Source organism: Nocardia sp. NPDC004123, assembly GCF_053603795.1.
Genome location: NZ_JBSGGG010000026.1, coordinates 125,181 through 146,213 on the forward strand (window position 1 = coordinate 125,181; position 21,033 = coordinate 146,213).

27 protein-coding genes are annotated in these 21,033 nt (G+C 68.3%); 20 read left to right on the top strand and 7 right to left on the bottom strand.

Translation table 11 applies throughout. The features are described from left to right. Positions 1 to 113 precede the first annotated feature (113 nt). Positions 114 to 1,676 (top strand): uroporphyrinogen-III synthase, encoded by a 1,563-nt coding sequence (locus tag ACWEQQ_RS33385; RefSeq protein WP_452341973.1) that lies wholly within the window; start codon positions 114 to 116, stop codon positions 1,674 to 1,676. A 185-nt stretch (positions 1,677 to 1,861) separates the two neighbouring features. Next, entirely contained in the window at positions 1,862 to 2,113 is a 252-nt protein-coding gene (locus ACWEQQ_RS33390) for a hypothetical protein (RefSeq protein WP_379438188.1), read from the top strand. A 66-nt stretch (positions 2,114 to 2,179) separates the two neighbouring features. Here ACWEQQ_RS33390 and ACWEQQ_RS33395 read toward each other — a convergent pair whose 3' ends face one another. After that, a complete protein-coding gene (locus ACWEQQ_RS33395; RefSeq protein ID WP_354846878.1) occupies positions 2,180 to 2,500 on the bottom strand; it encodes a hypothetical protein in 321 nt (106 codons plus the stop codon). Between the two features lie 208 nt (positions 2,501 to 2,708). On the opposite strand from ACWEQQ_RS33395, the gene hemB reads away from it, so the two are divergent. The 5 genes from hemB to ACWEQQ_RS33420 all read left to right on the top strand — a co-directional run bounded on the left by hemB (position 2,709) and on the right by ACWEQQ_RS33420 (position 5,609). Further along, positions 2,709 to 3,686 carry a porphobilinogen synthase gene (gene hemB / locus ACWEQQ_RS33400; RefSeq protein WP_452351026.1) on the top strand — a complete coding sequence of 326 codons (978 nt, stop codon included), beginning with the start codon at positions 2,709 to 2,711 and terminating at the stop codon, positions 3,684 to 3,686. Positions 3,687 to 3,717: 31 nt separating this feature from the next. After that, the gene (locus ACWEQQ_RS33405) at positions 3,718 to 4,221 is read left to right on the top strand and encodes a hypothetical protein (RefSeq protein ID WP_452351046.1); all 504 of its coding nucleotides are present in this window, start codon (positions 3,718 to 3,720) and stop codon (positions 4,219 to 4,221) included. A gap of 277 nt (positions 4,222 to 4,498) precedes the next feature. Then, a complete protein-coding gene (locus tag ACWEQQ_RS33410) occupies positions 4,499 to 5,065 on the top strand; it encodes a hypothetical protein (RefSeq protein ID WP_452351027.1) in 567 nt (188 codons plus the stop codon). After that, positions 5,065 to 5,301, top strand: a complete 237-nt coding sequence (locus ACWEQQ_RS33415; protein ID WP_452341970.1) for a hypothetical protein — start codon at positions 5,065 to 5,067, stop codon at positions 5,299 to 5,301. The genes ACWEQQ_RS33410 and ACWEQQ_RS33415 overlap by 1 nt, the downstream gene beginning before the upstream one ends. An 83-nt stretch (positions 5,302 to 5,384) precedes the next feature. Then, positions 5,385 to 5,609: a hypothetical protein gene (locus ACWEQQ_RS33420; RefSeq protein ID WP_452351028.1), complete on the top strand. Its 225-nt coding sequence runs from the start codon at positions 5,385 to 5,387 to the stop codon at positions 5,607 to 5,609. 102 nt (positions 5,610 to 5,711) lie between these two features. Here the strand turns inward: ACWEQQ_RS33420 and ACWEQQ_RS33425 are convergent, their stop codons facing one another. Continuing rightward, a complete protein-coding gene (locus ACWEQQ_RS33425; protein ID WP_452341968.1) occupies positions 5,712 to 6,095 on the bottom strand; it encodes a hypothetical protein in 384 nt (127 codons plus the stop codon). A 514-nt stretch (positions 6,096 to 6,609) separates the two neighbouring features. On the opposite strand from ACWEQQ_RS33425, the gene hemL reads away from it, so the two are divergent. From hemL to ACWEQQ_RS33460, 7 genes are all read left to right on the top strand, one after another. Further along, positions 6,610 to 7,947, top strand: coding sequence for a glutamate-1-semialdehyde 2,1-aminomutase (gene hemL / locus ACWEQQ_RS33430; RefSeq protein ID WP_452351029.1), 1,338 nt, complete (start codon positions 6,610 to 6,612; stop codon positions 7,945 to 7,947). A 434-nt stretch (positions 7,948 to 8,381) separates the two neighbouring features. Next, positions 8,382 to 8,987, top strand: a complete 606-nt coding sequence (locus tag ACWEQQ_RS33435) for a histidine phosphatase family protein (protein ID WP_452351047.1) — start codon at positions 8,382 to 8,384, stop codon at positions 8,985 to 8,987. A gap of 70 nt (positions 8,988 to 9,057) precedes the next feature. After that, positions 9,058 to 9,693 (top strand): TlpA family protein disulfide reductase, encoded by a 636-nt coding sequence (locus tag ACWEQQ_RS33440; RefSeq protein WP_452341966.1) that lies wholly within the window; start codon positions 9,058 to 9,060, stop codon positions 9,691 to 9,693. Between the two features lie 5 nt (positions 9,694 to 9,698). Further along, positions 9,699 to 10,523, top strand: coding sequence for a cytochrome c biogenesis CcdA family protein (locus ACWEQQ_RS33445; RefSeq protein WP_452342072.1), 825 nt, complete (start codon positions 9,699 to 9,701; stop codon positions 10,521 to 10,523). A gap of 1 nt (position 10,524) precedes the next feature. Then, positions 10,525 to 12,144 carry a cytochrome c biogenesis protein ResB gene (resB, locus tag ACWEQQ_RS33450; RefSeq protein WP_452351030.1) on the top strand — a complete coding sequence of 540 codons (1,620 nt, stop codon included), beginning with the start codon at positions 10,525 to 10,527 and terminating at the stop codon, positions 12,142 to 12,144. Further along, positions 12,144 to 13,133: a c-type cytochrome biogenesis protein CcsB gene (ccsB, locus tag ACWEQQ_RS33455; RefSeq protein ID WP_379389246.1), complete on the top strand. Its 990-nt coding sequence runs from the start codon at positions 12,144 to 12,146 to the stop codon at positions 13,131 to 13,133. Before resB ends, ccsB begins: the two co-directional genes overlap by 1 nt. Before the next feature lie 167 nt (positions 13,134 to 13,300). Next, a complete protein-coding gene (locus ACWEQQ_RS33460) occupies positions 13,301 to 14,491 on the top strand; it encodes a Rieske 2Fe-2S domain-containing protein (protein ID WP_452341964.1) in 1,191 nt (396 codons plus the stop codon). 60 nt (positions 14,492 to 14,551) lie between these two features. On the opposite strand, the gene ACWEQQ_RS33465 is transcribed toward ACWEQQ_RS33460, so the two are convergent. Continuing rightward, entirely contained in the window at positions 14,552 to 14,974 is a 423-nt protein-coding gene (locus tag ACWEQQ_RS33465) for a hypothetical protein (protein ID WP_452351031.1), read from the bottom strand. Positions 14,975 to 15,065: 91 nt separating this feature from the next. Between ACWEQQ_RS33465 and ACWEQQ_RS33470 the strand changes: the two genes are divergently transcribed. Then, a complete protein-coding gene (locus ACWEQQ_RS33470) occupies positions 15,066 to 15,644 on the top strand; it encodes a TetR/AcrR family transcriptional regulator (RefSeq protein ID WP_452351032.1) in 579 nt (192 codons plus the stop codon). Here ACWEQQ_RS33470 and ACWEQQ_RS33475 read toward each other — a convergent pair. After that, a complete protein-coding gene (locus ACWEQQ_RS33475) occupies positions 15,632 to 16,258 on the bottom strand; it encodes a TetR/AcrR family transcriptional regulator (RefSeq protein ID WP_452351033.1) in 627 nt (208 codons plus the stop codon). The two genes, ACWEQQ_RS33470 and ACWEQQ_RS33475, sit on opposite strands and share 13 nt — an antisense overlap. A 110-nt stretch (positions 16,259 to 16,368) precedes the next feature. Between ACWEQQ_RS33475 and ACWEQQ_RS33480 the strand changes: the two genes are divergently transcribed. After that, positions 16,369 to 16,770 carry a Dabb family protein gene (locus ACWEQQ_RS33480; protein ID WP_452341960.1) on the top strand — a complete coding sequence of 134 codons (402 nt, stop codon included), beginning with the start codon at positions 16,369 to 16,371 and terminating at the stop codon, positions 16,768 to 16,770. Positions 16,771 to 16,862: 92 nt separating this feature from the next. On the opposite strand, the gene ACWEQQ_RS33485 is transcribed toward ACWEQQ_RS33480, so the two are convergent. Together ACWEQQ_RS33485 and ACWEQQ_RS33490 are read right to left on the bottom strand one after the other, a co-directional pair. Next, a complete protein-coding gene (locus tag ACWEQQ_RS33485) occupies positions 16,863 to 17,051 on the bottom strand; it encodes a hypothetical protein (protein WP_357006707.1) in 189 nt (62 codons plus the stop codon). A gap of 69 nt (positions 17,052 to 17,120) precedes the next feature. Next, entirely contained in the window at positions 17,121 to 17,354 is a 234-nt protein-coding gene (locus ACWEQQ_RS33490; protein ID WP_051152909.1) for a BldC family transcriptional regulator, read from the bottom strand. A 251-nt stretch (positions 17,355 to 17,605) separates the two neighbouring features. Between ACWEQQ_RS33490 and ACWEQQ_RS33495 the strand changes: the two genes are divergently transcribed. Both ACWEQQ_RS33495 and ACWEQQ_RS33500 read left to right on the top strand, forming a co-directional pair. Continuing rightward, positions 17,606 to 17,917 (top strand): DUF4229 domain-containing protein, encoded by a 312-nt coding sequence (locus ACWEQQ_RS33495; RefSeq protein WP_354851448.1) that lies wholly within the window; start codon positions 17,606 to 17,608, stop codon positions 17,915 to 17,917. Continuing rightward, complete coding sequence (locus ACWEQQ_RS33500) at positions 17,914 to 18,999, top strand: PLP-dependent cysteine synthase family protein (RefSeq protein ID WP_452351034.1); 1,086 nt, start codon at positions 17,914 to 17,916, stop codon at positions 18,997 to 18,999. The genes ACWEQQ_RS33495 and ACWEQQ_RS33500 overlap by 4 nt, the downstream gene beginning before the upstream one ends. A gap of 38 nt (positions 19,000 to 19,037) precedes the next feature. On the opposite strand, the gene ACWEQQ_RS33505 is transcribed toward ACWEQQ_RS33500, so the two are convergent. After that, entirely contained in the window at positions 19,038 to 19,922 is an 885-nt protein-coding gene (locus ACWEQQ_RS33505) for an MmyB family transcriptional regulator (RefSeq protein WP_452351035.1), read from the bottom strand. A gap of 272 nt (positions 19,923 to 20,194) precedes the next feature. On the opposite strand from ACWEQQ_RS33505, the gene ACWEQQ_RS33510 reads away from it, so the two are divergent. Together ACWEQQ_RS33510 and ACWEQQ_RS33515 are read left to right on the top strand one after the other, a co-directional pair. Then, positions 20,195 to 20,416: a hypothetical protein gene (locus ACWEQQ_RS33510; RefSeq protein ID WP_040813561.1), complete on the top strand. Its 222-nt coding sequence runs from the start codon at positions 20,195 to 20,197 to the stop codon at positions 20,414 to 20,416. Continuing rightward, positions 20,416 to 21,006, top strand: a complete 591-nt coding sequence (locus ACWEQQ_RS33515) for a Clp protease N-terminal domain-containing protein (protein WP_452351036.1) — start codon at positions 20,416 to 20,418, stop codon at positions 21,004 to 21,006. The genes ACWEQQ_RS33510 and ACWEQQ_RS33515 overlap by 1 nt, the downstream gene beginning before the upstream one ends. Positions 21,007 to 21,033 lie beyond the last annotated feature (27 nt).

Sequence of the window (21,033 nt, forward strand, 5' to 3'; positions counted from 1 at the left end):
GACGACAGCAATCCCAGCCCAATGGAGAACCAACCCATGAGCGAGCGCAGCGAGCGAATCATCAGCACAGCGCCTTCGGGCACGGTTGCGCCGAGCGCTAGCGAGGTGCAGCCGTGAGCCGAGTGACGAAGAAGAATCCCGGTCGGATCCTTTTCGTGGGGTCCGGGCCTGGTGACCCGGCGCTGCTCACCGTGCGGGCCCGCGAGGTGCTCGGCCGGGCGACGCTGGCGTTCACCGATCCCGATGTCGACAAGGGCGTGCTCGCCCTGATCGGCACCGCGGTCGAGGAGAACCCCGACGGGACCCGTCCCGTCGACGTGCGTCCCGCGCTCGGTGACGCCGCCGAGGTGGCCAAGACGCTGATCGCCGAGGCGCGCAACGGTTCCGACGTGGTGCGCCTGGTCTCCGGCGACCCGATGACCACCGATTCGGTCATCCACGAGATCAACGCCGTCACCCGCTCGCACCTGAACTTCGAGGTGCTGCCGGGTCTTTCGGCCGGCACCACCGTCCCCGCCTACGCGGGCATCGAAATCGGTTCCAGCCACACCGAGGTGGATGTGCGCGGCGAGGTGGACTGGGCGGCCGTGGCGGCCGCGCCGGGCCCGCTGGTGCTGCACGCCACCTCCGGGCACCTGGCCGAGACCGCGTCGGCGCTGGTCGAGCACGGCATGGCGCCGCAGACCCCGGTCGCGGTGACCGTGCGCGGCACCACCCGGCAGCAGCGCACCATCGACGCCACACTGGCGACGCTGAACAATGCCGCTTCCGAACTGGTCGGCCCGCTGGTGGTCACGGTCGGCAAGGCGGTGGAGAAGCGCGCCAAGACCTCCTGGTGGGAGTCGCGGGCCCTGTACGGCTGGACCGTGCTGGTGCCGCGCACCAAGGAGCAGGCCGGTGAGATGAGCGAGAAGCTCGTCATGCACGGGGCCATCCCGATGGAGGTGCCGACCATCGCGGTCGAGCCGCCGCGCAGTCCGGCGCAGATGGAGCGCGCGGTCAAGGGTCTGGTCGACGGCCGCTACCAGTGGGTGGTGTTCACCTCCACCAACGCGGTGCGCGCGGTGTGGGAGAAGTTCGGCGAATTCGGCCTGGACGCCCGCGCTTTCAGCGGCGTGAAGATCGCCTGTGTCGGTGAGGCCACCGCGGAGAAGGTGCGCTCCTTCGGCATCAACCCGGAGCTGGTGCCCAGCGGCGAGCAGTCCTCCGAGGGCCTGCTGGCCGACTTCCCGCCCTACGACGACGTTTTCGACCCGGTCAACCGGGTGCTGCTGCCGCGCGCGGACATCGCCACCGAGACCCTCGCCGAGGGCCTGCGCGACCGCGGCTGGGAGATCGACGACGTCACCGCCTACCGCACCGTGCGGGCGTCGCCGCCGCCCGCGGAGACCCGCGAGATGATCAAGACCGGCGGTTTCGACGCGGTGCTGTTCACCTCGTCCTCCACCGTCCGGAACCTGGTCGGCATCGCCGGCAAGCCGCACGCCCGCACCATCGTGGCCTGCATCGGCCCCAAGACGGCCGAGACCGCAATCGAATTCGGCCTGCGCGTGGACGTGCAGCCCGAGATCGCCCAGGTCGGCCCGCTCGTCGAGGCGCTCGCCGAGCACGCCGCCCACCTGCGCGCCGAGGGCCTGCTGCCCCCGCCCCGCAAGAAGAGCCGCCGCAGCCGCTAGCGCTCGCGGCCGGGCCCGGTGGTATCGCCGTGTTCGTCAGCCGGAACCGGGCCCCGCATCCTAGGATGCGGGGCCCGTGGTATTTCGCGTTCGCTGGGCGGATGCCCATGAAAATGCTGGCGTTTCATTTCGACCCGAAATACATACGCTGCGTTCAGCATTCGATCTTCGAAAGGTGAACGTCTATGAAGCGCACGGCAGTCGGCCTGATCGCGATGTCCGGGATCGCCCTCGCGGTGCTGTCCCCGGCCGCGGCGTCGGCGGCGCCCGTACCGCTGGAGCAGGCCCCGGCCGCGGTCCAGACCACCGCTGTCGCACCGATCGATGCCACCAGCTCCGGTAGCGCGGCCGTGAACACGCTGCAATTCCTGCTGAAGTGCCTGACCACCGGCTCGGGTACCCCGGGCACCACCGGCACCGGCTGCCTGGTCTCCTAGCGGCCGCCGTGCGCGGCGGAGGTTCTCCGAAGTCTCTTGCGCGGCCTCGGAGAGCCTCCACCGTGGTCAGCGTTGCGCTGCCATCAGGCGGCGGACCATGCGGCAGGTGGCGTCCGAGGGCCGGTGCACGCCGATGACTTCCGCTGTGTGGCGGATGTTTTCATTGGTCGCCTGATCCGGGCTGAAGGATCCGGAGTCCAGTAGCGCGATGGCCAGCCGCATGGCCTTCAACCTGCGATTGTGCGAGATGTACCACGACCGCGGCCGCCCCGCGGGCAGCGGCTGTTTGGACAGCGGCCGCCACGCGTGATCGATCACATCCCCCTTCTTCGGCACTTCGCCGGCCCTGTTCACCTTGTCGGACATGCTGGTAACAGCTGCGAGCACGACCATTCCTCCCGTCGCGATCCGGATTCGCACCCCGCATCGGCAGCGCGACTCCTTCGAACACATCTTCGATTCTACCCGTCCCCACCGACAAAATCGGCTGCTCACAATGACTTTGGCGATGCCACCCGATGACCGTGACGGTGCGGCACGGCCCGGCCGCGGAGGCGCGCGCATCCGGGTCCAGGGGCGGGCCTATCATGCGAACATGACCGGAATGGACCGCCCTCGGCGGTTGCGCCGCACTCCCGCCATGCGTCGGCTCGTCGCCGAGACCAGCCTGGAGCCGCGGCATCTGATTCTGCCCATGTTCGTCGCCGACGGGATCGGCGAACCGCACGAGATCTCCTCCATGCCAGGCGTTTTCCAGCACTCGATGGACTCGCTGCGCAAGGCGGCCGTGGAGGCGGTGGCCGCCGGCGTGGGCGGGCTCATGCTGTTCGGCGTGCCCAAGCCGGAGGACAAGGACGCTCAGGGGAGTGCCGCCAGCGATCCGGAGGGGATCCTGAACCGCGGCCTGCGCGCGCTGGTGCACGAGGTCGGCGGATCGACCGTGGTCATGGCCGACACCTGCCTCGACGAGTTCACCGACCACGGCCACTGCGGCGTGCTCGACGACAGCGGCGCGGTCGACAACGACGCCACCCTGATCCGCTACGTCGAAATGGCGTTGGCGCAGGCCGAAACCGGCGCGGACCTGCTCGGCACCAGCGGCATGATGGATGGCCAGGTGGCCGCGATCCGTGCGGGCCTGGACGACGCCGGGTACTCCGACACCGGCATCCTCGCCTACGCGGCCAAGTACGCCTCGGCCTTCTACGGTCCCTTCCGGGAGGCCGTCGGCTCCTCGCTGCAGGGGGATCGGCGCACCTATCAGCAGGATGCGGCGAACCGCCGCGAGGCAATTCGTGAGCTGGAGCTGGATCTGCTCGAGGGCGCGGACATCGTCATGGTGAAGCCCGCCATGTCGTATCTGGACATTCTGCGCGAGGTCGCGGACCGCTCCACGGTGCCGGTCGCGGCCTATCAGATCTCCGGTGAGTACGCCATGATCACCGCGGCCGCCCAGCGCGGCTGGATCGATCGCAAAGGCGCGGTGCTGGAGTCGCTGCTCAGCATCCGGCGCGCGGGCGCGGACATGGTGCTGACCTACTGGGCCACCGAGGCCGCGCACTGGCTGTCGTGAGCGTGACCGAGTAGTTCCGATCGTGAATCCGATGGTCCCGCCGGGTATTTCGGGCCCGGCTCCGCAAGACGTGCGCACCGCCTGCCAACTCTGGTACGGCACATTCGCTGTCGGGCTGGTGCAGTTGATCGCCTCGCTGGTGACGCAGTTCGGGCAGCGGCAGGATCTGGCGCAGCAGATGTTCGACCAGGTCAAGGAGCAGCAGCCGACCGTGACGCTGGCACAGGTGCAGGCCTGGATGGCGATCGTGTTCATCCTGGTCGGCGTGTTCTGGCTGGTGCTCACCGGCGCCGGGGTGGCCGTGGTGTACCAGCTGGGACGCGGAAAGGCCTGGGCGCGAGCGCTTCTCACCGGGTTCGGCGTCTTCCTGGTGCTCGGCGCGGCGGGCACGCTGTTCGGCATCGGGGTCAAGGAGGGTGCGGCCGCGCTGGTCGCCGGCGGGGCCGGAATCGTGGCGGCGGTGCTGGCGGGCGGGGCCGTATTCCTGTGCTATCGAAGCGAATCCGAGGCCTTCTTCCGTCCCGGACCGCAGTAGGTACGGCTGAGTTTGTGACAAGCGTACTAGCGGGTATGGTGAGGGCAGTCACAGAGAATTCGGGAACCGGGTGCCGGTCGTCATACGTTGTGTTATGGCGCGTTCGGCTCCGGGAAGGCGGAGGCAACGATGCGAGTGGTGATCCAGCAGCCGCACAGCCTGCGGCGCGATGTGCTGGTGCTGAGTCTGCTGTTTCTGTTCGGGCTGCTCACCCTTGCCGTGCTGTTGATTCCGGGCCTGGCCCGCTGAGCGAATCCACGATCTTTACGCTCGACCTATGAGTGAGGCCATCAACACCCCCGGGGCCGTGCTGTTCTCCGAGCCCGGTGCGCGCTGGCGGACCATCGCCTACGGACCCGCGCTGTGCGCGATCATCCTGGTCATCGAGGTGATCCGGGGCGGCGCCGTCCACTGGTTCGGGCTGGTCTTCTGCGCGGTGCTGCTGGCCGGATTCGTGTGGTTGCAGGTGGTGGCGGGCAAGCGGCACATCAGTGTCGAGCTGACGCCGGCGCAACTGCGCGAGGGCACGGAGGTGGTGCCGCTGCGCGACATCGCCGAGGTGTTGCCGGAGGAGGACGAGGAGTCCTGGGACTATGAGGACTGGCAGTCGGCGCGGGCGCTGGGTGAGCTGACCGGAGTACCGCGGCGGCGCAAGGGAATCGGGCTGAAGCTGACCGACGGGCGGCTGGTGCAGGCATGGGCGCGGGATCACGTCACGCTGCGCGCCGCGCTGACCGCCGCGCTGGAGCGGGCGCGCGGTACCGATGGCGACCCTGGTACCGATGACGAGCCTGGAACCGATGACGAGCACGGGTCGGACGACGAGCGGAAGGAAGCGCTGTGATGCGATGGCTGACCGTATTCGCCGAATTCGTGCTGGTGCCGGTGCTGGTGGTGGCGGCGGTGTGGTGCTGGCACAACGGGATTCGCACTACTGTCTTCAAGCCGCAGGGTGAGGTGCCCGCGTTCACTGCGACGCGATACCTCGGGCCCTGGCTGGCGGGGTGCGCGGTGCTGGCCATCATGTCGGGGCTGGCGTTGATCGACGTGGTGGCGCGGGCAGTTCGGCTCGCGCGCTGAGCTTTTCGCGACACGCCGCGCGGTGGGGTGCGAAGTCCGGATTCGCCTTGGAGGCGTCCGGGTGGTCGCGGAGAATCATGGGCATGAAGCGCACAGATCTCGTGAAACGCATCGCCACCGCGGTGCTGGCCACGGGGGTCGTCGGCGTCGCGGCGGTGGCTCCGGCCGCCGCCGCTCCGGTCGATGCCGTCCCGGATTACCGGTCGCACCCGGTCGCGCTGTCCTGGCCAGACCTACTACCGCCCCAGCTGAATTGCCTGATGTCCACCGGATGGGCGGCATTCTGCCTGGGGGTTCCACTCCCGTAACGGGTCGCGGCGGCGCGACCGCAGACCGCGCCGCCGTCTCCGCTGGGGAAAAAGGTGTCAGCCCCGCTTACGCGAGGGCCGGCTGCCGCTGACGCGAAGGCCTCAGCCCCAGTTCTGGTAAATATCCAGCACCCGTCCGTTCCGGCTGCCCGGCAGATCGAGGAAGATCGCGACGTTGCCGTCGGGATGATCGGCGGCCTCCGCGATCACCTGCCGGAGCGAGGCGTGCACGCCACCCTTGTCGTCCTTGTAGATGGTGGTGTCGGGCCGTAGGCCCGCCCCCATCCGGTTCAGCGGCACGACCATGCTGATCACCGCGGGCACGGGACCATCGGCCAGCGTGGCGGTCTCACTGTGGGACAGCATCACCCCCGCCCGTCCCTGATCGATCTGCACCACCGGTTCCGCCGCTGCCGCGACTCCGGCCCCGGCGGCGAGCCCGGCCGTCACCGCGACGATCCCAACCCCGATTCGAACGACCCGCATACGTCCCGCCCTCTCTCCCAAGCCGTCTCCTGTGTCGAAACATTACGCATCAGCAAACGTGTAGCGAATAACGTCGTACGAAACTGGACTCCGGCGTGTTGCCCCACCGTCCCAGTGAGCCCACATCGGAGTCCGCGCACTGCAATTCGGAGTCCTGCGGCTACGGGCTGGTAGGGGACCCGCGGGTATGTAATGCCCGGCAGCTCGCGGTTGAACCGCCATAGGTGTTCGCGTGCCCGGTAGCGGTTGACGGTCGCGCGGCGCCTCGCGGACCCGGCACCAGGCCGTTCGCCATCGTCGCGGTCGGGCCGCCCGATGGTTCGGCCGATGCTGCCGCGAGTTCGGGGGAGGCGGTATCGGCAGCGAGGGCTCGGACGCCGGGGTGCGCGGCCGGGCCGCCTTCGGGATGCGGTGTTCATATCGGGGTGCGAGGATGGCGGGTTGGCTGTGGGAAGGGCCACTCGACTACACCCTGTCGTCGACGGGGGCAGGGGCGGCTGAGAGACTGGGTGCCGTGAGTTCTTCTCCGCGTGTGAGCCAGGTGTCGGTCCCGGTCTCAGCCCAACTTTTCGAACGCGCCGCGGCGGTCATCCCGGGTGGCGTGAATTCGCCCGTGCGTGCGTTCAACTCCGTGGGCGGCACGCCGCGGTTCATCGCCTCCGCGCGCGGTTGCACGCTGACCGACGCCGACGGCAACGACTACGTCGACCTGGTGTGTTCGTGGGGCCCGATGATTCTCGGGCACGCGCACCCGGCGGTGGTCGAGGCGGTGCAGCGGGCGGCCACCGGCGGGCTGTCCTTCGGCGCGCCGACCGAGGCGGAAATCGAGCTCGCCGAGGCCATCGCGGGCCGGGTCGCTCCGGTGGATCGGGTGCGGCTGGTGAACTCCGGCACCGAGGCCACCATGAGCGCGGTCCGGCTGGCGCGCGGTTTCACCGGGCGCGGCAAGATCATCAAGTTCAGCGGCTGCTACCACGGGCACGTCGACGCGCTGCTGGCCGACGCCGGATCGGGCGTGGCCACGCTGGGCCTGCCGACCTCGCCGGGCGTCACCGGTGCGCAGGCGGCCGACACCCTCGTGCTGCCCTACAACGATCTCGACGCGGTGGCCGCCGCGTTCGCCGCCTACCCGGGTGAGATCGCGTGCGTCATCACGGAGGCCGCGGCGGGCAATATGGGCGCGGTCGCGCCGGTGGCCGGATTCAACGAGGGGCTGCGCCGGCTCACCACCGATCACGGCGCGCTGCTCATCATGGACGAGGTCATGACCGGGTTCCGGGTGAGCCACTCGGGCTGGTTCGGCATCGACGGCGTGGCCGGTGACCTGTACACCTTCGGCAAGGTGATGAGCGGTGGCCTGCCGGCCGCGGCGTTCGGCGGGCGCGCCGACATCATGAACCACCTGGCGCCGCTGGGGCCGGTCTATCAGGCGGGCACCCTCTCGGGTAACCCGGTCGCGGTGGCCGCGGGTCTGGCCACGCTGCGCGCCGCGGACGAGCAGGTGTACGCGACGCTGAACAAGAACGCCGAGCGGCTGGGCGCGCTGATGACCGAGGCGCTGACCGCCGAGAGCGTCCCGCACCGGGTGCAATTCGCGGGCAATATGGTGAGCGTGTTCTTCGCCGAGGACCCGGTCACCGACTACGCCGCCGCCAAGGCGAGCGAAACCTGGCGTTTCCCAGCCTTCTTCCACGCGCTGCTGGATGCCGGTGTGTACGCGCCGCCGAGCGCCTTCGAAGCCTGGTTCGTCTCGGCCGCCCTCGACGAGGACGCGTTCGACCGCATCGCCGCCGCCCTCCCCGCCGCCGCGCGCGCCGCGGCGGCCGCCACCCCCGAAGGATCCGCCGCGTGAGCTCCGCCCACCCCGACTCCGGTATACCCGCACCCACCCAGCACGAGGTTCCCCTCTCCGCCGCCGAGGCCACCCGCCTCCTGGACTCCATCCGTCAGGCCGAAGAGGAACTGGCCGAAACCGGCGAACACATCGCCGTCTCCCCGGCCGAACCCGTTTCCGCCCCAACGGAATCCGACAATTCTGGCGCAACCGCCGGGTCCGAAACGGATCCGGATGACCCTGATGCGGGTGAATCCGCTGTTCCGGTTGCGTCGTTCTCGTCCGAGATCGTGGTCGAGATCGACCCCGATGCGGGTGAACCGGGTACGGGATTCGCGGCCGAAGGCGATTCGGATGCGGCTGCCGCCGGTGCCGACGTGGCCTCCGGCACCACGGGCGGGTTGATCCTGCCGGGTGACGTGGCGAGCGATCTCGAGACGATCGTGCACGTCATGCGGCACGGCGAGGTCCACAATCCCAAGGGCATCCTGTACGGCCGGTTGGCCGGATTCCAGCTGTCGGTGACGGGGCGGGCGCAGGCGCAGGCCGTGGCGCGGTCGCTGGCGGATCATGACATCGCGCTGGTGGTGGCGTCGCCGCTGCAGCGGGCGCAGGAGACCGCGGATCCCATTGCGGCGGGCCACGGTCTGGTGATCCGGACCGACGACAATCTGATCGAGGCCGGCAATACCTTCGAGGGGCTGCGGGTCTCGGCGGGGGACGGCGCGCTGCGCAAGCCCCGGCACTGGTGGAAGCTGCGCGACCCGTTCACGCCGTCCTGGGGTGAGCCGTATCTGCAGATCGCGCACCGCATGCTGGCCGCGGTGAACAAGGCGCGGGTGGAGGCCGCCGGCCGGGAGGCCGTGCTGGTCTCGCATCAGCTGCCGGTCTGGACGCTGCGCCGCTTCCTGCAGGGACAGCGGCTGTGGCACGACCCGCGGCACCGCCAGTGCTCGCTCGCCTCGCTGACTTCGCTTGTCTACCAGGGCGATACCTTGATCGACATCGTCTACTCGGAGCCGGCGGGCGCCTCGGACCCCAAGGTGACCGGGGCATGAGCGGGTCAGGCCCGGAGGAGGCAGCTTGCGTAACCGCGCAGGGCCCCCGCTCATGCCGAAAGGGCACAGCATGAGCCGCGCCATCGCGTCCCGGCCCGTCCGCCGCCCGCTGCGCCGGGTCGCGGCGTTGCTGGCCGGTGTGAGTGTGGTGGCCGTGCTCGCCGGGTGTTCGACGGCGGGCAAGGACGCGGTGGCCCAGGGCGGCACCTTCGACTTCGTCTCCCCGGGCGGCAAGACCGAGATCTTCTACGATCCGCCGTCCTCGCGCGGCACCATCGGCAAGCTGTCCGGCCCGGATCTGCTGCACGACGGCAAGACCACGTCGGTGGACGACTTCCCCGGCAAGGCCGTGGTCGTCAATATCTGGGGCCAGTGGTGTGGCCCGTGCCGCGCGGAAGCGCCCGCGCTGGAACAGGTCTACGAGGCGAGCAAGGACAAGGGTGTCGCGTTCCTGGGCATCAATGTCCGTGACAACCAGAAGGACAAGGCCCAGGACTTCGTGACCGACAACAAGGTCGGTTACCCCTCCATCTACGACCCGTCCATGCGCAGCCTGCTCGCGCTCGGCGGCAAGTTCCCCACCAGCGTCATCCCCACGACCATCGTGCTGGACAAGCAGCACCGGGTGGCGGCGGTGTTCCTGCGCGCCCTGCTGGCCGAGGACCTGCAGCCGGTGGTGGACAAGCTCGCGCAGGAGCAGGCGTGAACCACGTGACCTACCTGGCGAGCGTGGGGGATTCGTTCCAGCAGACCGCCGCCACCGGACCGCTGCTGCTGGCGCTGGGCGCGTGCATGCTGGCCGGTCTGGTGTCGTTCGCCTCGCCGTGCGTGGTGCCGCTGGTGCCCGGCTACCTGTCGTACCTGGCCGGTGTGGTGGGTGCGGAGGCCCCGCCGGTGACGGTGGAATCGGCCAAGACCACCAGAACCGCCGTGGCGGGCCGCAATTCCACGCGCCTGCGGGTGGCGGGCGCGGCGGGCCTGTTCGTGGCGGGCTTCACCGTGGTGTTCGTGCTCGCCTCGGCGACCGTGTTCGGCGCGATCCAGGTGCTGAACGTCAATCGTGATCTGCTGCAGCGCATCGGCGGCGTGGTGACCATCGTGATGGGCCTGGCGTTCATCGGTCTCATTCCGGCGCTGCAGCGCGACACCCGCATGGAGCCGCGCCGACTCAGCGGCCTCATCGGGGCTCCGCTGCTGGGCGCGGTCTTCGCGCTCGGCTGGACACCGTGCCTGGGTCCGACGCTGTCGGGCGTGATGGCGGTGTCGGCGGGCACCGAGGGCACCACCGCGGTCCGCGGCGTGGCCCTCATCGTGGCCTACTGCCTGGGCCTGGGCCTGCCCTTCGTGATCCTGGCCTTCGGCTCGGCGACCGCGTTGCGCGGCGTCGGCTGGTTGCGCCGTAATTCCCGCACCATTCAGGTGATGGGCGGTCTGCTGTTGGTGGCCGTCGGCATCGCCCTGGTGACCGGGGCGTGGGACCAGTTCGTCTCCTGGGTCCGCGACGCCTTCGTCTCGAATGTGACCCTGCCGATCTGACATGACTGCCACCATCGAAACCCCCAGCGCCCCCGTCCGTCCGCCGCGTCAGTCGCCGCCGCGGCGCGTACTCGGCGTCCTGCGCAATACCTGGCGCGGACTGACCAGCATGCGCACCGCGCTGATGCTGCTGTTCCTGCTGGCCCTGGCCGCCATCCCGGGCGCGCTGCTGCCGCAGCGCAGCCTGAACGCGGGCAAGGTCGACGACTACATCCGCAACCGGCCCACCCTGGGCCCGTGGATGGACCGGCTGCAGCTGTTCGACGTGTTCTCCAGCTTCTGGTTCACGGCCGTGTATGTGCTGCTGTTCATTTCGCTGGTGGGCTGCATCCTGCCGCGCTGTGTGGACCACTACCGTGCGCTGCGGACGCCGCCGGTCAAGGCGCCGCGCAACCTGTCTCGGCTGCCGCATCACTGGTCGGGGACCGACGCGGCGACCCCGGAGCAGGTGATCGAGCGGGCTCGCGGTCAGATGCGCGGCTGGCGCACGGTCGTGCAGCCGGGCGATCGCGCGGGGGAACTGACCCTCTCGGCGGAGAAGGGGTACACCCGCGAGCTCGGGAATCTGGTTTTCCACCTGGCGCTGGTGGGCCTGCTGGCGGCGATCGCGGTCGGCAAGCTGTTCGGCTACGAGGGCAATGTGGTCGTGCTCGCCAATGACGGCCCGGGTTTCTGCACCACCTCGCCCGCGGTGTTCGACTCGTTCCGTGCGGGCAATGTGAACGATGGCACCGGCCTGACGCCGATGTGTGTGCGGGTCAAGGACTTCCGGGCCGACTACCTGCAGAACGGCCAGGCGTCCATGTTCACCTCGAACATCCAGTACCAGACCGGTAAGGATCTGAACTCCGACACCTGGCGGGACACCACCATCCAGGTGAACCACCCGCTGCGCGTCGCCGGCGACCGGGTCTACCTGCAGGGCCACGGTTTCGCGCCCAAGTTCACGGTGACCTTCCCGAACGGCCAGACCCGCACCGAGGCCATCCAGTGGAAGCCGGACGACGCCACCACCTTCCTGTCCTCGGGGGTGCTGCGCATCGATCCGCCGGGCGGCATGTATCCGAACGAGGAGGAGCGCCGCAAGCATCAGGTGGCGATCCAGGGTCTGTTCGCGCCGACCGCGCTCATGCACGGGCAGCTGCTGACCTCCATGTATCCGGCCATGAAGGATCCCGCGGTGGCGATCGACGTCTACCAGGGTGATACCGGCCTGGACACCGGCCGCGCCCAGTCGCTGTTCGCGCTGGACCCGGAGATGATCAAGCAGGGTCGCCTGGTGAAGGAACAGCGGGTGAACCTGAAGCCGGGTGAGTCCGCGACCCTGTCCGACGGCACCAAGGTCACCTTCGACGGCGCGGAAGAGTTTGTGAACCTGCAGGTTTCGCACGATCCGGCGCAGCAGTGGGTACTGGTGTCGGCGCTGACCATGATGGCGGGCCTGCTGGTGTCGCTGCTGGTGAAGCGCCGTCGCATCTGGTTGCGGGTGTACCCGGGTACCGGAACCGACGAGGTACGACGTACCGTAGTAGAAATGGGCGGATTGGCCCGCACCGACCAGGCCGGGTGGGGCGGCGAGTTCGACCGCCTGCGTGAGCGGCTGCTGACGGGAGAGAAGTAATGCCGATCGACGAGAACATCGCCTCCTACAGCGATCTCGCGTTCAAGTCGGCCATCGTGATCTACGCGCTGGTCTGGATCATGCTGGTCTGGCAGTTCGCCCTGACCCGCACGGTGCCGACGGCCGCCGCCCGCCAGCTGGTCACCGCCGGAGGCGGTTCCGGCATCGTCGACGAGCCGCCGGCCAATGTGCCCGGCAAGGTGCAGCCGCGCGGGGTCGAGCGCCCCTTCTCGGAACGCCTGGGCAATATGGCCTTCGCGGTGCTGTTCGTGGGCTTCGGCGTGCACCTGGTCTCGATCGTGCTGCGCGGCTTCGCGACCCACCGCTTCCCGCTGGGCAATATGTTCGAGTTCATCTCGATGGCCACCGGCGCGGCCGTGCTGCTCGGCCTGATCCTGCTGCGCGACCAGCGCTATCGCGGCATGTGGTCGTTCCTGCTGGTGCCGGTGCTGATCCTGCTGTTCCTGGCGGGCACCAAGCTGCACGTGGACGCGGCCCCCGTGGTCCCGGCCCTCAAGTCCTACTGGCTGCCGGTGCACGTCACCGTGGTGTCGATCGGCTCGGGCGTCTTCCTGGTCTCCGGTGTCGCGAGTCTGCTGTTCCTGTTCCGCCTCTGGCAGCCCGCGGGCGCGGAGTCCGACACCATCTTCGGCCAGCTGGCCCGCCGCCTCCCCGACGCCCAGCTGCTGGACCGGCTCGCCTACCGCACCACCATCATCGGCTTCCCGATCTTCGGCGCCGGCGTCATCCTCGGCGCGATCTGGGCCGAGGCCGCGTGGGGCCGCTTCTGGGGCTGGGACCCCAAGGAGACCTGCTCCTTCATCGCCTGGGTCCTCTACGCCGCCTACCTGCACGCCCGTGCCACCTCCGGCTGGCGCGACACCAAGGCCGCCTGGATCAACATCGCCGGTTTCGTGGCCATGCTCTTCAACCTCTTCATCATCAATATCGTGGTGAGCGGTCTGCACTCGTATGCGGGTCTGAACTGACCCGATAGGCTTCCTGAACTGGCCCAATGGGTTTCGGAAGGTCCCGGCACGTTTCAGTGCCGGGGCCTTCTTCTTTTCCCGGGAACTTCCGATCGGTGCTCAGGGGCTGTACCGTATTAAGCGACCGTGATTAGAACACGTTCTAGTTTTTAGTGAAGGGGCTCGTCATGGCAGTGGCGCCGCAGAGTCGGGTTCGGAAGGTGCGGGAGATCGACGTGGGCGAGGCGCCCACGCGGTACGCACGCGGATGGCATTGCGTCGGGCTCGCGAAGTCGTTCCGGGACGGGAAGCCGCATCAGATCTCCGCATTCGGGACCAAGCTGGTGGTCTTCGCCGACAGCAAGGGCGAGTTGCACGTGCTCGACTCCTACTGCCGGCACCTGGGCGGCGACCTGAGCATGGGTGAGATCAAAGGTGATTCCATCGCCTGCCCGTTCCACGACTGGCGTTGGGGCGGCAATGGGAAGTGCACCGGGATTCCGTACGCGCGGCGGGTGCCGCCGCTGGCGCGGACGCGGTCGTGGATCACCTTGGAGCGCAACGACCAGCTCTTCGTGTGGCACGACCACGAGGGCAACCCGCCGCCGGACGAGGTGACGATCCCCTACATCGAGGGCCCGTACACCGATGCCGAGGGCAAGGGCACCGAGGGGCTCGCCGACGGCTGGACCGAGTGGACCTGGGAGTCCATGGTGATCGAGGGCTCCAACTGCCGCGAGATCATCGACAACGTCGTGGACATGGCCCACTTCTTCTACATCCACTACGCGTATCCGACGTTCTTCAAGAACGTCTTCGAGGGCCACGTCGCCACCCAGTTCCTGGACTCCACGGCGCGCCCGGACAAGGGCATGGCCACCCAGTACGGCGGCAACTCGACGCTGAAGTCGGTGGCCTCGTACTTCGGGCCGTCCTACATGGTCAATCCGCTGGTCAACAACTACAGCGGGTTCGAGCTCGAGACCGTGCTGATCAACTGCCACTACCCGATCTCGCAGGACGCGTTCGTGCTGCAGTACGGCATGTCGGTGCGCAAGCCGCAGGGCATCGACGATGCCTCGGCCGATCGGATCGCGAAGAAGATGACGGTCGGCATCGGTGAGGGCTTCCTGCAGGACGTCGAGATCTGGAAGCACAAGTCCAAGATCGAGAATCCGCTGCTGACCGAGGAGGACGGGCCGGTCTACCAGCTGCGTCGCTGGTACGAGCAGTTCTACGTGGACGTCGCCGACATCGACCCGAAGTCGGTGCAGCGCTTCGAGTTCGAGGTCGACACCACCAAGGCCAACGAGGCGTGGGAGGCGGAGGTCGCCGAAAACCTCAGGCGCAAGGCGGAAGAGGACGCTGTCAGTCACTGACGGGGATCGGGTTCCGGACGGTCCGGGTGGGCGCGTGCTGCGCGCCCACCCGGACCGTCGTCAGTTGGCGGCCGCGGTGACCGCCGCGATCAGCGCCTCGCCGGTGTAGGCGCGGCCGCCGATGCCCCAGGCGCCGTCGAGGGCATTGAGGATATTGACCCAGATGTCCTCGCGCCGATGGTCTGCGGTGGTGAGCCCCGCGACGATCTCGGTTGCCGCGGTGATGAAGGCCGCGCGGGCGTCCGGGTCGGGCAGGCCGATATTGGGCAGCTTGAGTTCGACCATGACGATCGGCCGGTTCTCGCCGCCCGCGTAGATGTCCTCCGGCGGCAGCAGGTGCACGCTGCCGCCGATGATTCCGGTGAAGAAGTCATTGCCGGCGCCGCCGCTGACCTCGGCCAGGGCCGCGGTGAGGGCGGGCAGGATCTCGCGTTCGCCGCTGGCGGTGAGGACGCCGCGCGGTGCGGTCACGGTGATGGGCACTGGGCTCTCCGTTCTCGAGACGCTAGTACGTACGTACTAGCGAGTCGAGTGTGTACTAGGATGGCCGTACTAGTCAATGGTGGGAGGAAGAATGGCGGCGACCACGCGGGATCGGATGATCGACGCGGCCATCGACGCGCTGCAGAAGAAGGGTGTCGCGGGCATGTCCTTCACCGCGGTCCTGGACGCCAGCGGCGCCGCGCGCGGAGCGATCTACCACCACTTCCCCGGCGGCAAGGCCGAACTGGTGGCGACGGCCGCCGCCCGCAACGGCGATCAGGTGCGCGAGCGTCTGGCCGCGCTACCGGCCTCCGACCCGGTGGCTCTCGTCGAGTCCTTCCTCGCCCTGGTCCGCCCGGTGGTGGCCGCCTCGGCCGACGGGGCGGGCTGCGCCGTCGCCGCCGTCACCGTGGACCCCGACAGCGGCGACCTGCGCACCGTGGCCGCCACCGCATTCGATTCCTGGACAACCACTCTCGCCGAGCGTCTGACCGCCGCCGGCGCGGACCCGGCCACCGCCGCGGACCTGGCGACCACCCTGCTCACCCTGCTGCAGGGCGCGCACGTGCTCTGCCGCGCCGCGGGCGAGATCGAGCCCTTCGATCGAATGGCCCGCGCCGCAACGGATCTCGTCCGCCACCGCTTCGCGCCGGGCGCTCAGGGGCGGTAGGCGCGCAGGAACGTGTCCACGGCCGCGTCGGCGACGGCCTGGAGTTCGGCCGCGGCGACGGCCCGATTGCCCTGGCGCGAGCGCGCTTCCAGCGGACCGCTCAGCAGCGCCAGGAACTGCTCGGCGGCGACCGCCGGGTCGCTGTGGCGCAACCGCCCGGCCAGCGCGAGCCGGGCCAGCCGGTCGGCGAGCGCGTCGCGGAGCCGAATCGTGGTGCGGTCCAGGACGGTATCGACCAGATCGGGGAAGTCGCCCGCCTCGGCGTAGGTGAGCCGGTGCAGGGCGAGCGCGCGCTCGTCCGAGCAGGCCTGCAGCAGTAGCGCGGCGGTCTCGCCGAAGGCGCCGGCCAGATCGTCGCCGGGCTCGCGCAGCGGTTCGAGCGCGCCCAGGGCCTGCTCGCCGACCGCGGCCGCGGCCGCCGACATCGCCGCGCGGAACAGCGTTTCCTTGTCGGTGAGGTGGTTGTAGACCGTCGGTTTGGCGACGGATGCCGCGTCGGCGATCTCCTGCACACAGGACTGGGCGTAGCCGCGTCGTGCGAACACCGTCAGGGCCGCGGTCAGGATGGCCTGTCGCTTGTCGATGCGGCCGCGGCTCGCCTTCGCTGTGGTCACCTCGCCATCTTACCGATGTGTTCGTCCTATTGAACTCGTGGGTTCAATCCTGTCTACTGAATCAGGTGGTTCGAAATATTGAACTAGCTAGTTCAAATGAAGGAGTTGGCATGATCGTTCACGTCCTGCGGTTCCGATTCCGCGACGAGTCCACCGAGCAGCAGCGGGCCGAGGCGCTCGCGGCCATGCGTCGTACCGCGTCGGTGGAGTCGGTGAGTTTCGCGACGGTCGGGCAGAGCCTGGGGGATCCGGCCGAGGGCCTCACGCATGCCTACTGCGTGGGTATCGAGGATCTGGCCGCGTTGGAGCGGTATCTGCACGACCCGGTGCATCTGGCCGGGGATCCGGAGATCGCGCCGCATTTCGCGAAACTGGTGATCGGCCCGGATATCTCGGATGATCCGGACCCGGAGCTGTCCGAGAAGATCAAGGCGCTGCATCTGCGCAAGGTCGAGATGTATCCCGAATGGGAGGAGCTCATGGCCACCATCCCCGAGGTGGCCTTCGCGTGAAACGACGCGTCCCCCGTGGTTCCGCTGGTGCGGATCCACGGGGGACGGTCACATCTGTCTATATGGCTATCTGGTTGGCGAGCTTCGGTCATTCAGGTGGATTCGCCGTCACGATGCTCCCGGGAGAGCTTGGCGAGGAAATCCGGATCATCTTCGGGACCGATAACGCGGTTGCGCCGAGCGGGTGCTGGGCCGGTGCCGGCCGATCGCTGGGGTCCGAAAGCCTTCCAGCACAGCATCGCGATGGCCACTACCGCGATGAGTGCCAACAGGTACGTCACGTCGCTCACCTCCTGACAACGAGGGTAATCCGAGTGCGTACCCGCGGCACCTGAAGCGGGAAATAGGTGTTACACGCGGGTGGCCTCGGTGGTGAGGGACCGCAGGAGTTGCAGAACTTCTGATTCGCGGAACCGGCGGTGGCCGCCCGGAGTCCGCAGGGAGCCGAGCCGACCTGCGTGAGCCCAGCGGGTCACGGTCTTCGGATCGACGTGGAACAGGGCAGCGACCTGGCCTGGGGTGAGCAGAGTGTCCTGGCCGTTGACGGAACCCAATGCGCGGCTCGCCGCGGTGAACGCAGTCATTCGCAAACCTTTCCGTTTCGACAGATCCCTCATCAGTAGCGACATCGTTGCACTGGACCCCCTGGGTGTTCGAACGGTCTCGCTTTGGTAAAGGGGAAGTAATAGACAAAACGGATATCCGTTATGTGTTTACGGTCACCTTTGGCGCTAATGCAGCGAACTACCAGCGACATACGGGCTGGTCGGATTGATTTTCCGGCCGGGCGAGGGCCGCGGCGGCGCCCGAATGCCCGTCACCTACGCTGTTCTGCGTGAGTGATGCAACCCGGCCCGAAGGTGCGGGCCGCCGCCTGGCACGCAGTTTGGCTATCTACACGGTGGCCCGGCTCGGCCTGGTCGCCGTCATCACCGCGATCATCATGGGCGTCGCCGCCGTGGTGAAAGTGGCCATCCCCCTCATCGTGGCCCTGCTGTTCGGGCTGCTCATCGCGATGCCGCTGTCGCTGCTGCTGTTCAAGAAGCTGCGTACCCAGGTCAACAAGGACATCGCGGCGGTGGACGCCAAGCGCCGCCGGGACCGTGACCAACTGATGTCGAGACTGCAGGGCAAGGACGAGCAGTGAAACGCTGCGACCGCAGCGCACCCAGGGACTGGGTCGACAATGCGGTCCGGCTCATCGACGCCGACACCCAGCGCAGCGCGGACACCCATCTGCTGCGCTATCCCCTGCCGCCGGAGTGGGGCGTCCAGCTCTATCTGAAGGACGAATCCACCCATCCGACCGGCAGTCTCAAACACCGTCTGGCGAGATCGCTGTTCCTGTACGCCATCTGCAACGGCTGGGTGACCGAGGGCACCACCGTGGTGGAGGCCTCCTCGGGGTCGACGGCCATCAGCGAGGCGTATTTCGCCAGGATGCTGGGCCTGGACTTCGTGGCCGTGGTCCCGGCCAGGACCTCGCCGGAGAAGCTGGCGCTCATCGAGGCCCAGGGCGGTCGCTGTCACCTGGTCGAACGCGCACCCGATATCTATACGGAGGCGGCGCGTCTGGCGGACGAGACCGGCGGCCACTATATGGACCAGTTCACCAATGCCGAGCGGGCCACCGACTGGCGAGGTAACAACAACATCGCCGAATCCATCTTCCAGCAGATGACTCTGGAGGCACACCCGGTGCCGGAGTGGGTCGTGGTGGGCGCGGGGACCGGCGGGACCAGCGCGACCATCGGCCGCTACCTGCGCTACAAGCGGCACGCGACCCGGCTGGCCGTGGTGGATCCGGAGAACTCGGCCTTCTACGGCGGCTACGAGGTCGACGACCTGGACTATCAGACCGGAATGCCGTCCCGGATCGAGGGCATCGGGCGGCCGCGGGTGGAACCGTCGTTCGTGCCGAGCGTGGTGGACTGCATGATCGAGGTGCCCGACCCGGCCTCGGTGGCGACCGCCCGGCACGCGAGCGCGGTGCTGGGCCGGCGCGTGGGCGGGTCCACGGGCACCAATCTGTGGGGGGCCTTTGCCCTGATTGCCGACATGATCGCCGCGAACCGTACCGGCAGTGTGGTGACGCTGCTGTGTGATGGCGGAGACCGTTATGCCGGAACCTATTTCAATGACGAATGGGTTGCCGACCAGGGGCTGAGCTTGACCGAGCCCACCGCGGTGCTAACCGAATTCATCGCCACCGGTACTTGGTCGGGATAGTTTTCGCACGGCACGACGGGTCGGCTGATATCGGTTGATCACCCGTCGGAAAGATTGCTACTTATTTGCCGAAGTGGCTTGGTTGGGTTCGGATCGTTAGCGGGCGCAGCGTTTTTCGCGCGCCTCGACGGGGTAGCGGGGCCTCCAGAGGCGTTAATAGGCCTTGACGTTTCGGGGCGTTGCCGGACCACCGGACGGGTCACCGCGGTCGGTCGATCGACCGCGGTGCCGAGCATCAGGAGCCACGATTGCAGGCTCGATTGGGTGCGCCACGTATTGATGCGCAACTCGGTGATGGCCAGCGTGCGCGGCTCGCGCACCAGCTTGGTGAGATCGGTGCGCTCGACGGCGACCGTGTCGGAGCGCCACAGCAGTGCGAAGTCCGGATCGGTGAGGCACTTCCCCAGGATCTGGCGGCCGCGCTCGTCATCGTCGCTGCGGGCCAGCTGTATACGAAACCGACCGGCTGCCATTCGCACTTCGGTATCCCAGTTCACCATGACGGTGCGCGAGATCGGATTGAAGATCAGCCATTCCAGGTAGTTCACCCCGGGGACGAGTTCCGGGAAGTACTCCTGGTGTGCGGCATTGGCCGCGACGGTGTCCCAGAGCTCGGTGATGTACGCGCCGATGGCGGGGTTGAGCAGATCCAGGTACTCCCGGTCGGCGGGGGTGGGGTGGTCGGCCTCGAGGCGCGGCAGCGGCCCCTCGGCCAGCGCCAGCGCATACTCGAATTCGGCCGGCGGCAGTTTCAGTGCGGTGCAGAGGGATTCGATGACGCGCCGGGACGGAGTGGCCCCGCCTTCGATCTTGGTCAGATAGGGGACCGAGAGGTTGGCCGGCCAGGCCAGTTGGGGACGCGTGAGATTCGCGGTGGTGCGGCGCTGGCGAATGTATTCGCCGAACGTGGGAACTCCATCCATTGCTTGGGCAGACCTTACTTGTATGGCCGTCAGGTACACGCACGGTTGCCGACGGAGTCCCGCACGGTCCCCGGGTGTGGGCGGTGCGGCCTTCCGTTCCGCTCCAATAGTTTGAAGCAACAACAAATCAGAAGTGCGGGGCGGGGTCGTCAACGCCTGGGAGCCTGCGGTTTTCGGCCTGTTGCGCGACTGGGCACTGCCGCCGGCGAACATCCTTCCGATTCTGTCAATTTTCGTTGACACGCTGCGAGTGTCAACGTAAATTGACACTCATGAGTGAAGCAACGACTCTGGCGGCCGCCGCCGGCAGCCCCGACCCCCAGGTCGGGCTCCGCGCGGTGCTGGCACTGCGCCGGTTGCTCGAGCGGCTCGAGGCCATTCAGGTCGGCAATGCCCGTAAGCAGGGCTGGTCCTGGCAGGCCATCGCGGACGCGCTCGAGGTCAGCCGGCAGGCGGTCCACCAGAAGTACAACCGGAAGGGCGGTATCCGCTGATGTTCGAACGATTCGACAAGGCGGCCAGACACGCGGTCGTCATGGCCCAGGAGGAGGCCCGCGACCTGTGCTCGTCGACCATCGAGGTCGAGCACATGCTGCTGGGTCTGCTCGGCAGCCCCGACCATGGTCTGCGGGAAATCCTTGCGGCACACGGTCTCACCGCCGAAGGCGTGCGAGACGCGGTGGCCCGCAAGCGGACCGGCGAGCCGCTCGGTGCGGAGGACGCGGCCGCCCTGCGTTCCATCGGCATCGACCTCGACGCCGTGCGCGAGAGCCTGGAGGCCACCTTCGGCGAGAACGCCCTCGACCAGGCGGCCGTGCCCGCCGAGCAATCGCGCTGGGGCAAGTACTGGGGCGCGGAAGGCGGCCCGCGCGGTCACATTCCCTTCACCAAGGATTCCAAGAAGGTCATCGAGCTGTCCCTGCGTGAGGCGATGTCGCGCAAGGACAATCGCATCGAGGCCGGGCACATGATGCTGGCCGTGCTGCGCGCGCCCAATGCCGTCACCCGCCGCCTGCTCGGCGACGACGAGGCGATGCGCGTCCTGCGTGATGCGGTGTCCGGCTATCTCGACCGCGCGGCCTGATCCGGTCCGCGTAGCGACCGCCCTACC

Excerpts from the sequence above, each read along its gene's own strand:
- ACWEQQ_RS33390 (WP_379438188.1), top strand. The coding sequence starts at position 1,862 with ATGAAGCGCACGGCAGTCGGCCTGATCGCGATGTCCGGGATCGCCCTC.
- hemB (WP_452351026.1), top strand. The coding sequence starts at position 2,709 with ATGACCGGAATGGACCGCCCTCGGCGGTTGCGCCGCACTCCCGCCATG.
- ACWEQQ_RS33405 (WP_452351046.1), top strand. The coding sequence starts at position 3,718 with ATGGTCCCGCCGGGTATTTCGGGCCCGGCTCCGCAAGACGTGCGCACC.
- ACWEQQ_RS33410 (WP_452351027.1), top strand. The coding sequence starts at position 4,499 with ATGAGTGAGGCCATCAACACCCCCGGGGCCGTGCTGTTCTCCGAGCCC.
- ACWEQQ_RS33415 (WP_452341970.1), top strand. The coding sequence starts at position 5,065 with ATGCGATGGCTGACCGTATTCGCCGAATTCGTGCTGGTGCCGGTGCTG.
- ACWEQQ_RS33420 (WP_452351028.1), top strand. The coding sequence starts at position 5,385 with ATGAAGCGCACAGATCTCGTGAAACGCATCGCCACCGCGGTGCTGGCC.
- ACWEQQ_RS33425 (WP_452341968.1), bottom strand. The coding sequence starts at position 6,095 with ATGCGGGTCGTTCGAATCGGGGTTGGGATCGTCGCGGTGACGGCCGGG.
- ACWEQQ_RS33435 (WP_452351047.1), top strand. The coding sequence starts at position 8,382 with ATGCGGCACGGCGAGGTCCACAATCCCAAGGGCATCCTGTACGGCCGG.
- ACWEQQ_RS33440 (WP_452341966.1), top strand. The coding sequence starts at position 9,058 with ATGAGCCGCGCCATCGCGTCCCGGCCCGTCCGCCGCCCGCTGCGCCGG.
- resB (WP_452351030.1), top strand. The coding sequence starts at position 10,525 with ATGACTGCCACCATCGAAACCCCCAGCGCCCCCGTCCGTCCGCCGCGT.
- ccsB (WP_379389246.1), top strand. The coding sequence starts at position 12,144 with ATGCCGATCGACGAGAACATCGCCTCCTACAGCGATCTCGCGTTCAAG.
- ACWEQQ_RS33460 (WP_452341964.1), top strand. The coding sequence starts at position 13,301 with ATGGCAGTGGCGCCGCAGAGTCGGGTTCGGAAGGTGCGGGAGATCGAC.
- ACWEQQ_RS33470 (WP_452351032.1), top strand. The coding sequence starts at position 15,066 with ATGGCGGCGACCACGCGGGATCGGATGATCGACGCGGCCATCGACGCG.
- ACWEQQ_RS33480 (WP_452341960.1), top strand. The coding sequence starts at position 16,369 with ATGATCGTTCACGTCCTGCGGTTCCGATTCCGCGACGAGTCCACCGAG.
- ACWEQQ_RS33490 (WP_051152909.1), bottom strand. The coding sequence starts at position 17,354 with ATGACTGCGTTCACCGCGGCGAGCCGCGCATTGGGTTCCGTCAACGGC.
- ACWEQQ_RS33505 (WP_452351035.1), bottom strand. The coding sequence starts at position 19,922 with ATGGATGGAGTTCCCACGTTCGGCGAATACATTCGCCAGCGCCGCACC.
- ACWEQQ_RS33510 (WP_040813561.1), top strand. The coding sequence starts at position 20,195 with ATGAGTGAAGCAACGACTCTGGCGGCCGCCGCCGGCAGCCCCGACCCC.
- ACWEQQ_RS33515 (WP_452351036.1), top strand. The coding sequence starts at position 20,416 with ATGTTCGAACGATTCGACAAGGCGGCCAGACACGCGGTCGTCATGGCC.